The sequence below is a fragment of the Macrococcus epidermidis genome (assembly GCF_024205965.1).
In the GTDB taxonomy this organism is placed as follows: Bacteria; Bacillota; Bacilli; order Staphylococcales; family Staphylococcaceae; genus Macrococcoides; species Macrococcoides epidermidis.
On record NZ_CP073819.1, the window covers coordinates 1,359,928 to 1,374,435 of the forward strand.

Consider the following 14,508-nt stretch of genomic DNA (forward strand, 5'->3'; position numbering starts at 1 on the left):
TTGAAGGGAAGATTTTCATGGAATTCACTGAGTTGACGGTTGCAGAATATACTGATTTTATTTGGAATACAACTGAAATGAGTCACTATTTTCAACTGCAGGAAAACATAAAGAATAGAGAAGCTGACGGTTATCCAGTCGTATTACTAGGTATTAAAGCAGAAGGCGAAGTCATTGCTGCCAGTCTATTTTCTAAAATACCGACATTCGGAAGTTATTTCTATTATTCAAACCGTGGTCCAGTCATGAACTATAAGAATTCAGAGCTTGTTGATTTTTACTTCAAATCGCTGGATACATATTTAAAAACACATCAGGCTTTATATGTGAAACTAGATCCATACTGGATATATAAAATGTACGATAAAGATGTGAATTATAAAGAAGAACATGGCACAAACGATGCGATTATTAAACAGTTAAAATCGCTTGGCTATAAACATACCGGTTTCTCAGTAGGGTATACAATGGACACACAGGTCAGATGGATGAGTGTGTTATACCTTCAAGATGAAACACCAGCTTCTATAATGAAACAATTTGATTCACAACGTAAACGTAATGTGAAAAAAGCGCAAAAATACGGCGTGAAAATCCGACTGCTTGGTAAAGATGAATTAGATGTATTTTTAGATCTATATCGTGAAACGGAACAACGCGCTGGTTTTATTGCTCGTCCAGATCGTTATTTTGAAGGATTCCATCAATATTATGAAGATAAAGTACTATTACCGTTAGCATATATTGATCTTAATGAATATATTGAGAAATTATCGAATGATATTACATCATCTGAATCAAAACGTGATCAGATGATGGCAAATGAAAATAAATCAGATAAGCAGATGAAGAAGATTGAACAGTTAGATCGTGAAATCAATCACATGCAAGACGAATTATTAGAGATGAGTACATTGCGTAAAACTGATGGTAATATTCTTAATTTAGCATCTGGTATGTTTTTCTTAAACCATTTTGAAGTGAACTATTTCTCTGGCGGTTCTAGTGAGAAATATAATAAATTCATGGGACCATATGCAATGCACTGGTATATGATCAATTATTGTTTTGAACATGGATTTGATCGCTATAACTTCTATGGTGTATCTGGTGATTTCAGTGAATCTGGTGAAGATTACGGCGTATATCGATTTAAACGTGGATTTAACGCTCAAATTGAAGAACTTGTTGGAGACTTTATTAAGCCAATCAATAAACCTAAATATGCTGTATATCAAGCCGCATTAAAAACGAGATTAAAATTAAGTGAATTAAAACAACGTAAACGAAATAAAAATAATCAGTCAGAAGATGAATTAGAAACGACAGAAAATATTGTATTACAAAAAGGACCGGATAAAATTAGTGAGCCGAATTAATCATTAAGATATAAAAATTGAATAATTAATCTTAAGTACAAAATAAGGCATCATATAATATAAATGTATATATAGTATTATATGATGTCTTTATTCAATATTTTAGTTTACATAATATATATTATCGGAAGTTGTATGCAGAAGAAAAAGATACTACCTATTTCGTAGTATCTTCTATTCTTTCCATTATTAATGTATACATGTTTCAATTATAAATAATTAATTACATTTACTTTAAAGCCGTTAATTCATAAGCAGCAATTGTTCCGCTCATTTCATGACTTGCAAGTAATACCGGTTGTTTTGTCGGAGAATGTTTCGCATCGATAAATGTTAAACCTTCCGGTGAAATATCGCCATTATCATTTGCTTTGAAATATGTTTCAAATACAGGTTTCTTCGGATTTGAAACGTTATAAACCATAATTCCACCAGTTCTTTCTAAACCAATAAATGCATACGTTTTACCATTGATAACGCCAGTTATAACTGATTCTGGCTCTGGACCTTTATCGTCACTTCTTGAGTCAAATTCAATTTTACCAAGTTCTTCATGATGTGAATTGAATGTATCTTTATTTGCTTTTGCAGTAATTGATTCAAAATCTGATCCTGAATCGTACACTAATCCTAAATTACCCGCATTGCGAATTGAGAATGAACGTCCACCAAATGTTACAGGAACAATGAATTTACCTTCTTTATTAACAAAACTTTGAGCAGTTGTTGTTTTAAGACGTCCAAGATACTTGTCATCTTCTAAATCTTTAATATCTGTACCTTTTAAATATTTACTATTTAAATCATATTGATCAGCGATATCTGCAATTCTAGTTTCTTCACTATATCCTTCGTAATCCTGTGAATCCCCTTCATTTGCTGTTAATAAGTAAGTTTTACCTTTTATCGTCATTTGAGCAATACCGTCAGGTTGATACATACCAAGTAACGGATAATTTTTCATATTAATCTTTTTATCTTTATCAGAAACATCAATTGTATGCTTTAAATATGATTTATAGCCTAGTCCTCTTACTTTTACGAATTTATCTTTTTTAAGATCAAACTTTGCGATCGCATTACGCTCCTGAATCGTAATATATGCAAATTCATTTTTATCATCTATCGTTACATATTCTGGTTCAAGATTTAAGAAGCTTTCTTCAGCAGTACGGCCAAGATGACGTAAGTTACTTGGAATCATCTTTTTAGAGAATTTAACTGTCTTAACTGCTGATTGTTTTACTTTACCTAGTGCATTGACTTTAATTGAAGATACAGAACCTTCCGGATTAACAGTATAAGCATCATTCGGTTCACCTTCGTTAGCAACGATTAATTTCTTGCTATCGTGCGTGAAGGTTAACATATCTGGCAATGCCCCAACAGTAACCTTACTGATTAATTTACCGTCTTTATCTAAAAATGCAACGCGTCCATTGTCTGTTTTTTCTTTTGCAGGAATACTGATAGCGATATAGTGATATTTCTTATTCACTGCGACACTTGTAATATCACTACCTTCAATACCAAGGTCTTTTAATAAGATACGTTTCTTTAATGTGAATTTCCCTTTTGATAATTTAGACATATCTATAATATCAACTGCATTTAATGCACCGTTAATTGAGTATGCTTGTTTGTATTGTGGATCATAACTTACAATTTCAGTACCGCTTTCACCGAATTCAGTCTTTGAATCATAGCGAGCTAATTGAGAAACTTTAATCTTGCTATTTGGTCCATAATTGTTTACTGATTGTGCATCAGCAATAGGTGTTGCTAGTAATGATGTTAACGCTAAAGTACTAATAACTTTGCCTACACTTTTCATAATGACATTCTCCTCAAAATTTATTCTTTAGGATATTTAATATGTACAAATTAAATTTTAATGTAATGATGTAAACCACGAATAAAATTTATTAATAAAATGTAAATATTTGATTACAATATAAAATAAAGCGGTCAGGAGATTTCCTGACCGCTTCTTTAAGCTTTTAACGATTTAATTTGTTTTCATGATGCTTTACCGATTCCATCTCAGCACGGTTTTGATTTTCATCATATTTACGTTGTTCTAATTTTGCTTTTTGTTTTAACTTTCTGTTCTTGCGATAATCTTTCGTCATATACCAGAATAAAATGCTTAGCAATAATGAAATAACCGCTAAAAAGCCTGCATATCCAAGTAAAGGTTGGTAAGTAATATCGTAAAAGTTAGGTAGTATAAACGCCACAATTGCTAATAATAAAAACGTAATGATCGGTGCAAAAAGAAATCTACCTAATGCTAATCCAAAGATTAACGAGATAACAAGCATCCCTACAATAGTGATTAATAGGAAGTTCGGAATTTCATAGAAGTTGATTGTATTTAATGTCATCATTTTATCACTCTCTTATCCTTTATCAATTTTAGAAAATACAAAACTTATTATACCCTATAATTATAAATATAAAATCAATATTCGGTAAATTTCTTATCATTTAAAGAAATCTTTAGAACTTTAGAAAAAAACTTAATATTTTACGAAAAACACTTTTGTTAAAAAAATTTCTAAAAATTCATAATAAAGCGTATAATAAAAATATTAACATCTATAATGGATGAATCTTTAATGACAAAAGGAGAATGTATATGAGTTTACCGAAAAGAAATGAAGTTCCAGTTGAACAAACTTGGGATTTATCTACATTATTTGACTCAAATGATGCATTTTATGCGCAACTTGAGAAAACAATCGCAAGAACGAAGCAATTCAATCAAGAATACGCAGGGACACTTTCTGATACTAGTAAGATTGAATCTGCTTTAGATGAATATGCTGCAATTAAAAAAGAACTGGATCACTTAGGCAGTTATGCTTCCTTATTGTTTAGTGTTGACCAGACAGATGATACTTCAGGCAAATTATACAGTAAATATGTGAATAGTTATGGTACGATTGCAAGCTTACTGACTTTCGTAGAGTCAGAGATTCTTGCTCTTGATACAGAAATTTTAAACAAATTAAAAGATGAAACTCCAGCGTATCAACGTTATCTGGAAAAGCTAATCGCGCGTAAACCGCATCAATTACATCCAGAAGTTGAAAAGACACTTGCATCTTTCTCACCAGTATTTAGCGCCCCTTATAACCTTTATGACACGACTAAGATGCTGGATATTGATTTCAGAACGTTTTCTGCGCATGGTAAAGAGATTCCGATGAGCTACGTTTCATTTGAAGGAGAACTGGAAGTTGATGCAGATACAGAAATTCGAAGAAATGCATTCAGAAAATTCTCTGATACGTTAAAAAAATATGAAAATACAACAGCAAAAACTTACGATATGGTCGTTCAACAGGAAAAAATCGAATCTGAACTACGTGGATATGATTCAGTGATTGATTATTTATTACAACCACAAGAGGTTACTCGTGAACTATATAATCGTCAAATCGATTTAATCACAACTGAACTAGCGCCACATATGCGCCGATATGCAAAGTTACTGCAAAAAGTTAATGGTTTAGAACAAATGAAATTTGAAGATTTAAAGGTTTCTTTAGATGATACCTTTGAACCAGAAATTACTGTAGAAGAATCTCGTGATTATATTAAAAAAGCGCTTTCGATTATGGGTGAAGATTATATGCAGATGGTAAATGATGCATATGACAAACGCCAGATTGACTTCGTACAGAATAAAGGGAAGTCAACTGGTGCATTCTGCGCAAGCCCGTATCAGGTGAATCCGTTTATCTTAATCTCATGGACTTCAAAGATGACAGAAGTATTTGTGCTGGCACATGAATTAGGTCATGCCGGTCACTTCCATCTTGCTCACCAAAATACAAATATATTTGATGAAAGCTGCTCTTTATATTTTGTTGAGGCACCAAGCACAATGAACGAGATGCTGATGGCAAATTATTTATTGGCCGAATCCGATGATCCAAAATTTAAACGTTGGGTAATCGCTTCGATTATATCACGTACTTATTATCATAATTTTGTAACGCATTTATTAGAAGCAGCTTATCAGCGTGAAGTTTATCTATTAGTAGATAAAGGTGAATCTATGACTGCTGATATATTAAATAGTATTAAACGTAAAGTGATCGAAGATTTCTGGGGAGAAGCAGTAGAAATCACTGAAGGTGCTGAACTGACTTGGATGCGACAACCCCATTATTATATGGGCTTATATCCTTATACGTATTCAGCTGGACTGACTATCTCTACGATTATGTCTCAACGTATTCTTAATGAAGGTGAACCGGCTGTACAGGAATGGACAGAAGTACTTAAGAGAGGTGGTTCATTACCACCAGTTGAACTTGCAAAGATGGCTGGTATCGACCTTACTACTGATGCTCCGCTTAAAGAAACGATTGCTTATATCGGTTCATTAATTGATGAACTGGAAAAGTTAACTGAAGAAATTGAACAGCACAAATAAAACAACAAACGCATAATACAATGGCTGTATTATGCGTTTATTTGATTAAATATTAAATAATGAGGTGTTTATATGAATATTAATGGTAAAGTTGTCATTATAACTGGTGCTGCAAATAGTATCGGTAAACATATCGCAGATACATTTAGACACAATAAGGCCATTGTCTGCGATATTGATATCCAGCCAGGATGTTATTTTCAGGGCGATATATCAGATACAAATGTAATTGATGCATTCATTCAGCAGGTTATCAGTGAGCATAAGAAAATTGACTATATTATCAATAATGCACTTCCTATTATGAAAGGCATCAATGATTGTACGATAGAAGAATTTAACCACGCGTTACAAGTTGGTGTCTCTGCACCATTTTATATTGTACAGCAATCCCTACCCTATCTAAATGATAATGCTGCTATTGTAAATATCTCATCATCAAGAGCACTGATGAGTCAACCACAAACAGAAAGCTATTCCGCTGCCAAAGGTGGCATCAGTGCATTAACACATGCCTTAGCTGTAAGTTTAAGAGAACAAGCACGCGTCAATGCGATATTACCTGGATGGATCGACACGACAAATAGTGAATTTTCTGGCAGCAATAACTTACAACATCCTGCCGGTCGCGTCGGAGTACCGAATGATGTTACACAAATGGCACTTTATTTATGTAGTGATAATGCAACATTTATTACAGGACAGGAATTTGTCGTTGATGGTGGTATGACTAAACAAATGATTTATCATAATGACCAAGGATGGTATTATGATAAATAAAACCAACATTGCCGGATACTTGAAGTATCCGGCAATGTTGGTTTTGATTATATGAACTTATTATTCAACCGCTTTAATTTTATCCGCTTCAATCACGATGCGTTTGTTTTTATATAAGCGGCCAATCGCACGTTTAAAACTACCTTTACTCATGTTAAAGACTTCTTTTATCGCTTCAGGATCTGACTTATCAGAGAATGGCAGTTCACCACCGTATTCTTCTAATAACTTTAAGATTTGCTCTGAATCATCATCTAAGCGCTCATGTGCAAGTGGTAAAAATGAACCATTTAAAGTTCCATCTTCTTTATGTCCGATAATTCGTACTTCTACTGCTTCACCAAGTCTAGGTTCACTTCTACGTTCTGATTCGTGAACGAATATTTTGTAACCCTCTTTAGATAAAAGAAACGTTCCGATACGTAATAAACGGTATGGATGTGCTGTGATCGTCTTGTGTAACAGCTCTTCTGGTGCTGGTGTAAACATGGCATCGACCATCGTTTCACTTGCTAAACGTCCATATAACTGATCATTTCTGTCTACACGAAGACAAGCAAATACTTCATCTCCTGCTTCCGGCCAAACTTCTTTTACTTTCGGTAGATCTTCCCACGGAATAACGATTTCACGTGGGATACCGATATCTACCGTAACCCCGTCTCTATCTTTCTTAATCACTTTTACCCAGTCATAGCGGTCAGTTGAAATATCGGGAATATTTTGGGTTGCAAATAAATCTCCAGTACGACCTGGATATACAAAGAAAGAATAATCCTCACCAATTTCTAATTCATCATCTTCTAATACTTCTGATTGATTTAACTTTACGACTTCACTATTCGGTCCAAGTAAGTAATACGTAGACCCTTCTAATCGATCGACGCGTAAAAAGTCGATACTACCTGATAATTGTTTGTTCTCCATATGTCTCTCCTTTAGGTTAAATACCTATTTCAATAAATCATTATAGCACATTTTCACCCATTCGTCAGAATTAACAGTATAATAGAACTATCTGTGTAAGTAAGAAATCAGTAATATCTATTTCTTATCAAACTATGATATAATCTTACTGATTATAAATTAAAGGAGACCACTCAATGTTACAAGTATCTAATGTTAGTTTACGATTCGGTGATAGAAAATTATTTGAAGATGTAAACATAAAATTCACACCCGGAAACTGCTACGGTTTAATCGGAGCAAACGGTGCAGGAAAATCTACTTTCCTAAAAATTCTTTCAGGTGAGCTTGACTCTCAATCAGGTCATGTTTCATTAGGAAAAGACGAACGATTATCAATATTAAAACAGGACCACTTCGCTTATGAAGATGAACGTGTACTTGATGTTGTACTTCGTGGTAATGAAAAGCTTTGGAATGTCATGAAAGAAAAGAATGAAATCTATATGAAACCAGACTTCAGTGATGAAGATGGTATGCGTGCAGCTGAACTTGAAGGTGAGTTTGGTGAAATGGGCGGCTGGACTGCTGAAAGTGATGCACAAGTATTATTGTCTGGTCTTGGCATCAAAGATGATCTACACGAAAAGAAAATGTCTGAACTTGAAAATAACCAGAAAGTTAAGATTCTTTTAGCACAAGCATTATTTGGTGAGCCAGATGTATTATTACTCGATGAGCCTACCAACGGTTTAGATATTCCTGCAATCAGCTGGTTAGAGGAATTCTTGATTAACTTTGAAAACACAGTAATCGTTGTATCACATGACCGTCATTTCTTAAATAACGTATGTACGCATATTGCTGATTTAGACTACGGTAAAATTAAAATTTATGTTGGGAACTATGACTTCTGGTATCAATCAAGTCAGTTAGCACAACAAATGCTACAAGACTCTAATAAGAAAAAAGAAGAAAAGATTAAAGAATTACAGGACTTCGTTGCACGATTCTCAGCAAATGCTTCTAAATCTAAACAAGCAACAAGCCGTAAGAAAATGTTAGAAAAGATTGAATTAGATGATATCCAGCCTTCTAGCCGTAAATATCCTTTCGTTAACTTTAAACCAGAACGTGAAATTGGTAATGAGTTACTACAAGTTCAAGGTTTAACTAAAACTATCGATGGCGTAAAAGTTATTGATAACTTATCATTTACGATGAATCCAAACGATAAAGCAGTACTAGTCGGTGATTCTGAAATTGCTAAGACTACCCTACTTCGTATTTTAGCTGGTGAAATGGAACCGGATGAGGGTTCTTACAAATGGGGTGTGACAACGTCACAAAGTTATTTACCGAAAGATAACTCAGAATTCTTTGAAGGTAAAAATATCGACTTAGTAGAATGGTTACGTCAATATGCACCGCCTGAGGAACAAACGGAAACTTTCTTACGCGGATTCTTAGGTCGCATGTTATTCTCTGGTGAAGAAGTACGTAAAAAAGCAACTGTATTATCAGGAGGAGAAAAAGTAAGATGTATGTTAAGTAAGATGATGTTATCATCAGCGAACGTATTATTACTTGATGAGCCAACAAACCATTTAGACTTAGAAAGTATCACTTCTGTCAATGATGGTTTAAAGGCATTTAAAGGTTCACTGATCTTTACTTCTCATGACTTTGAGTTCATTAACACAATTGCCAATCGTGTTATTGACTTAAATGCAAACCTTTCTAAAGAAATTACTTATGAAGAATACTTAAAAGAACAAGGTGTACTTAAATAAATATTTTCTTGCGTGTATTCATTTTATGAATACACGTTTTTTGATTTTAAGTATTGTTAAATAAACTATTATTTTTAAATTTTCTCAAAACACTTTACAATTTTAAAATCTTTCTGTAGTATATTAAATATCAATTAAATAAATGTAACAGATGAGGCGCATCGATCATGAGTAAGTAATGGTAATTCTGCAAATGAATTACTGAAAGGGTGAGATGCCGAAATATAGTATTGATTGCAGTGAATACTATGTTGGATCCACAGGTTAAGAGCTATGGATTTGTCATTATTGAAAAATAATGGAGTGCATCGCTTGTATATAAATTCAACAAGTCCAGATGTCTCTGGGCTTGTTTTTTTGTTGGTGATGACCCCTTGCAGGAGGCAAAAAATTGATAACAGAAAACAGTATTCAGACAGAAGAAAAAGCAAGTAATATCAAAGTATTAAAATTTGGCGGAAGTTCTGTTGCTGATTTTAATAAGATTAGGCACATTGCTGATTATCTTAAAAAGCGTGTTGAACAAAAGGAAAAACTCGTCGTCGTTGTTTCAGCGATGGGAAAGACAACGGATGCACTACTCAAAAATGTAGCGTCACTTACAGAACGTCCAAAAGAAAGTGCACTAGCTATGTTATTAACCACAGGTGAGCAGCAAACCATCGCTTATCTTTCAATCATATTAAATGATTTATCAGTAGAATCCGTTGCTTTAACGGGAGCGCAGGCTGGAATACGCACTGAAGGTCATCATCTAAAAAGTAAGATTCAGTCTATTAACACGACTAAATTACAGGAACTATTTAAGACAAAAGATATTATTATTGTAGCTGGCTTTCAAGGTATCAATCATGAAGATGAGTTAACGACACTTGGTCGTGGTGGAAGTGATACAACAGCAGTAGCACTTGCAGCATCACTTCAATCATCATGTGAAATATATTCTGACGTAATAGGAATATTTGGTACCGACCCGAGAGTATATCCAGAAACAATGAAGATGGACTATGTAAGTTTTGAAGAAATGATGGAACTGTCATCACTCGGAGCTGGCGTACTTGAAACACGATGTATTGAAATCGCTTATAATAACAATACTAAAATATATACCGGAAAAACTTTATCCGAAGAGAAAGGAACATGGATTGTGCCAAATGAACAAATCATTGAAAGAAAAGCAGTAACAGGAATTGCATTAGATGAAGATATGAATTACGTAACTTTATCTTATCCAATGCACGATACAAAAGTATTAACCTCTCTTTACGAATTATTAGAACAAAATCAGATCAATATCGATATGATTTCTCAGACAGTAAATATCGATGGTATGCAGTTATCATTTACGATGAAAAATACAGAACAATATCAGATTAAAGCAATTATTGATCAGTTAACTGCATCATACCCTGCCCTACTCCATGAAATTAAAGATAACTATGCGAAAGTATCGATCATCGGTTCAGGTATGCGTGATATGTCTGGTGTCGCGTCAAAAGTATTTATGTCTTTAATCGAGGAGCAGATTGCATACTATCAGGTATCGACAAGTGAAATCAGTATTTCATTAGTAGTAGATGCTGGAAATGCAAAGCAAGCAGTACAAATATTATGTGAAAAATTTAATGTTTAATTTTTATTAAAACACTTTAACTCATTAAAGAAAATGCGTAACATATAAGTAAATAATTGATTAATTATAAGGAGTGTATGAAATGTATAAAATCGCAGTCGTAGGTGCAACTGGTTTAGTCGGTCAAAAAATGTTAGAAGTACTCGAAAGAAAATCAATCCCATTTAATGAACTTACATTATTTACTTCAGCAAGATCTGCAAATAAAGAAGTTGTTTATCAAGGTAAAACGTATATTACAGAAGAATTAACAGAAGAAAAAGCGAATGAAAAGTATGATTTTGTATTAATGAGTGCAGGAGGTAGCACGAGCTTAAAGTTCTCTCCTCTGTTTGAACAAGCAGGAAGCATTGTTATAGATAATTCAAGTGCATATAGAATGGAAGAAGGTATTGATTTAATCGTACCGGAAGTGAATAGCCCACAATTAAACAGAAAAATTATCGCAAATCCAAACTGTTCAACGATTCAGTCAGTCGTCCCTTTAAAACCGCTTCAAGATAAATATGGTTTAAAGCGTGTGGCATATACAACTTATCAGGCGGTGTCTGGTAGCGGTGTTGCCGGAAGAAACGATTTAATCAATGGCGCTAAAGGTGAAGTACCAAAGAACTACCCTCACCCTATTTACAATAATGTATTACCACATATCGATGTATTTTTAGAAAGTGGCTATACAAAAGAAGAACAGAAGATGATTGATGAAACAAAGAAAATATTAAATTTACCTGACCTAAAAGTAACAGCAACATGTGTACGTGTTCCTGTGCAGGATTCGCATTCTGTTGCTATCAATGTAACTTTAGAGCAACCAGCAACAGTACAGGATTTACGTCATCTATTTGAACAAACTGAAGGTGTTATCCTTATCGATGACGTTGCGAATAATGAATACCCTTTAGCCATTAATACAACGGGTAAAGATGAAGTATTTGTAGGAAGAATTAGAGAAGATGACACGCTAGATAATTCATTCCATATTTGGTGTACAGCAGATAACTTACTAAAAGGCGCAGCACTTAATGCTGTTCAAATTTTAGAACAGATTCATTTGAACAATCATAAATAGTAAATACGAATAGTAAATAATAAATAGCTATCGAAAAAATGCGCAATAATCATCATAAATTATCAAGGAGTGTTCATATGACACAAGTTCAATTTAAAGGTACTGCAGTAGCAATTACAACCCCTTTTATCAATTCACAAGTAGATTATGAGACTTTCGAACGTCATGTAAATTTTCTTATCGATAATGATATTCAGGCGATATTTGTTAATGGTACGACAGGAGAAGGTTCAACATTAGCAGAAGAAGAAAAATTAAAACTCGTTGAAATCGCTGTACGTATTTCAAATCAACGTGTTCCGATTATCGTAGGTACTGGAACAAATAATACGCAGGCAAGCATTGATCATTCTTTAAAAGTAAAATCACTTGGAGCAGATGGTATTATGCTCATTACACCATACTATAATAAAACAAACCAAAGAGGTTTAATTGAACACTTTACTACTATTGCTAACGCTGTTGAATTACCTGTTGTACTATATAATGTACCAGCAAGAACGAATATGACGATTGAACCAGAAACGGTTGAAGTATTAGCACAAAATCCATATATCTATGCTTTAAAAGATGCAACACACGATCTTGACTATACTGCAAATATTAAATCAATTATCCCTGATGATTTTATGCTTTATAGTGGTAATGACGATATTGTCGTACCATTCTATAAAGCCGGTGGAGATGGCGTTATTTCAGTAATCGCAAATGCAATACCAAAAGAATTTCAGGAAGTTTATACGACATTTAATAATGACCCTGCCCTGGCTACAGAAAAGTTCAATACAATTGCACCTTTACTTAATGCACTAGAAGTTGACATCAACCCAATGCCGATTAAAGCACTCGTTACGCATATCGGATACGCAAATGGTGAAGTACGTTTACCGCTCGTACCTTTATTAGTTGAAGAACAGCAGCACATTAGTGATGTTTATGACAACTTTAGAAGTAAGGTGATCTAATTGAAAATTTTACTAGCAGGTTTTGGAGCAATGAACGAACGTGTTGCTAAATTAGCATTAGATAAAGGACATGAAATTACGGGAATCATTTTGTCACGAACGACAGAGCGACAGCTTCCCTACCCAATCTATTATGTGGATGATAAATTCCCTGAAGCGGATGTGATTATTGATTTCTCCAATCCGGAAATTACACTGCCACTCATTCAGAGCAAACATAATATACCTTTAGTCATTGCCACAACCGGAGAAAAAGAAGCAATAATCGATGCATTGAAAATTAAAGCACAATATACGCCTACTTTCTTTAGTGCAAATATGAGTTATGGCGTGCATATCTTAACTGAACTCATCCAATACGCAGTCCCATTATTAAAAGAATATGATATTGAACTGATTGAGCGCCATCATAACAAAAAAGTTGATGGTCCGAGCGGTACACTCGTTAAACTACTCGATGCAATTCAGGAGAAAAGATCTTTAAATCCTGTCACAGACCGTACATTAGAAGATAAAGTAAGAGCGCATGATGACGTTGGTATCAGCGTAGTACGTGGTGGTACGATTACTGGTGAACATGAAGTGCTTTTTGCAGGCATTGATGAAACAATACAGATTATTCACCGTGCACAAAGTAAAGATATCTTTGCAAATGGTGCCATCGAAGTCGCTGAGCAACTCATCAATAAGCAAAATGGATATTATACATTTGAAAATTTATCATAAAGAATATTTATAAAAAAGTTAAAAACATATCAATAAATTATCTTAAAGGAGATTATTATGAGAGACTTATCAGCACAAGAAATTATTCAATACATTAGTGATTCAAAAAAGCAAACACCGGTAAAAGTATACGCAAACGGAAATTTTGAAGATGTTGCATTCCCTAAAACGTTAAAAGTATTTGGATGTGCACAGTCAAAAACAATATTCGGAGATCTAGCTGATTTTGAAGCTTTTTATAATGAGAATCAATCAATATTCAGTGAAATCGAAGTTGAATATGACCGCCGTAACTCAGCAATTCCATTAATTGATCAACGAAATATTAATGCACGTATTGAACCAGGTGCTTTTATCCGTGAACATGCTGTCATCGACGATAACGCTGTTATTATGATGGGTGCTACAATTAATATTGGCGCAGTTGTCGGGGAAGGTACGATGATTGATATGAATGCTGTGCTAGGAGGTCGTGCTACGACTGGTAAAAATGTTCATGTAGGTGCAGGCGCTGTTCTGGCAGGCGTGATCGAGCCTCCTAGTGCACAACCAGTAATCATTGAAGATGATGTATTGATCGGTGCAAATGCCGTAATTTTAGAAGGTGTACGTGTTGGTCGTGGTGCTGTCGTTGCAGCGGGCGCTATCGTTACTGAAGATGTTCCTGCAGGTAGCGTTGTTGCTGGAACACCTGCACGTGTAATTAAGCAGGCTTCTGAAGTTGAAGGTTCTAAAATTGAAATCGTAAGTGCTTTAAGACAATTAAATCAATAATACATAGGCTGATACATGTATCAGCCTTTCATT

General features: G+C 34.2%; 12 protein-coding genes and 1 riboswitch. Of the genes, 9 read left to right on the top strand and 3 right to left on the bottom strand.

All coding sequences use genetic code 11. The features are described from left to right. The first annotated feature begins 17 nt into the window (after positions 1–17). A complete protein-coding gene (locus KFV12_RS07145; protein ID WP_302054707.1) occupies positions 18–1,379 on the top strand; it encodes an aminoacyltransferase in 1,362 nt (453 codons plus the stop codon). Positions 1,380–1,608: 229 nt separating this feature from the next. Here KFV12_RS07145 and KFV12_RS07150 read toward each other — a convergent pair whose 3' ends face one another. Next, complete coding sequence (locus KFV12_RS07150; protein ID WP_254256449.1) at positions 1,609–3,213, bottom strand: choice-of-anchor I family protein; 1,605 nt, start codon at positions 3,211–3,213, stop codon at positions 1,609–1,611. A gap of 166 nt (positions 3,214–3,379) precedes the next feature. Next, positions 3,380–3,769 (bottom strand): hypothetical protein, encoded by a 390-nt coding sequence (locus KFV12_RS07155; protein ID WP_239242974.1) that lies wholly within the window; start codon positions 3,767–3,769, stop codon positions 3,380–3,382. 245 nt (positions 3,770–4,014) lie between these two features. On the opposite strand from KFV12_RS07155, the gene pepF reads away from it, so the two are divergent. Both pepF and KFV12_RS07165 read left to right on the top strand, forming a co-directional pair. Beyond that, positions 4,015–5,829 (top strand): oligoendopeptidase F, encoded by a 1,815-nt coding sequence (pepF, locus tag KFV12_RS07160; RefSeq protein WP_254256450.1) that lies wholly within the window; start codon positions 4,015–4,017, stop codon positions 5,827–5,829. Between the two features lie 72 nt (positions 5,830–5,901). Then, entirely contained in the window at positions 5,902–6,609 is a 708-nt protein-coding gene (locus tag KFV12_RS07165; RefSeq protein WP_254256451.1) for an SDR family oxidoreductase, read from the top strand. A gap of 60 nt (positions 6,610–6,669) precedes the next feature. On the opposite strand, the gene KFV12_RS07170 is transcribed toward KFV12_RS07165, so the two are convergent. Then, positions 6,670–7,536 carry a CvfB family protein gene (locus KFV12_RS07170; RefSeq protein WP_096076522.1) on the bottom strand — a complete coding sequence of 289 codons (867 nt, stop codon included), beginning with the start codon at positions 7,534–7,536 and terminating at the stop codon, positions 6,670–6,672. Positions 7,537–7,712: 176 nt separating this feature from the next. Here KFV12_RS07170 and KFV12_RS07175 point away from each other — a divergent pair, with 176 nt between their 5' ends. From KFV12_RS07175 to dapD, 6 genes are all read left to right on the top strand, one after another. Beyond that, positions 7,713–9,308 carry an ABC-F family ATP-binding cassette domain-containing protein gene (locus tag KFV12_RS07175; protein WP_096076521.1) on the top strand — a complete coding sequence of 532 codons (1,596 nt, stop codon included), beginning with the start codon at positions 7,713–7,715 and terminating at the stop codon, positions 9,306–9,308. Between the two features lie 143 nt (positions 9,309–9,451). Then, positions 9,452–9,625, top strand: a riboswitch (Lysine riboswitch). A gap of 77 nt (positions 9,626–9,702) precedes the next feature. Next, complete coding sequence (locus KFV12_RS07180; RefSeq protein WP_239243061.1) at positions 9,703–10,941, top strand: aspartate kinase; 1,239 nt, start codon at positions 9,703–9,705, stop codon at positions 10,939–10,941. Between the two features lie 82 nt (positions 10,942–11,023). Further along, positions 11,024–12,010 carry an aspartate-semialdehyde dehydrogenase gene (locus KFV12_RS07185; protein ID WP_254256452.1) on the top strand — a complete coding sequence of 329 codons (987 nt, stop codon included), beginning with the start codon at positions 11,024–11,026 and terminating at the stop codon, positions 12,008–12,010. 77 nt (positions 12,011–12,087) lie between these two features. Continuing rightward, on the top strand, positions 12,088–12,975 hold the full coding sequence (gene dapA / locus KFV12_RS07190; protein WP_254256453.1) for a 4-hydroxy-tetrahydrodipicolinate synthase: 888 nt from the start codon (positions 12,088–12,090) through the stop codon (positions 12,973–12,975). Next, the gene (gene dapB / locus KFV12_RS07195; protein WP_111714921.1) at positions 12,976–13,701 is read left to right on the top strand and encodes a 4-hydroxy-tetrahydrodipicolinate reductase; all 726 of its coding nucleotides are present in this window, start codon (positions 12,976–12,978) and stop codon (positions 13,699–13,701) included. Positions 13,702–13,758: 57 nt separating this feature from the next. Then, complete coding sequence (dapD, locus tag KFV12_RS07200) at positions 13,759–14,475, top strand: 2,3,4,5-tetrahydropyridine-2,6-dicarboxylate N-acetyltransferase (protein ID WP_275439880.1); 717 nt, start codon at positions 13,759–13,761, stop codon at positions 14,473–14,475. The last annotated feature ends 33 nt before the right edge of the window (positions 14,476–14,508 follow it).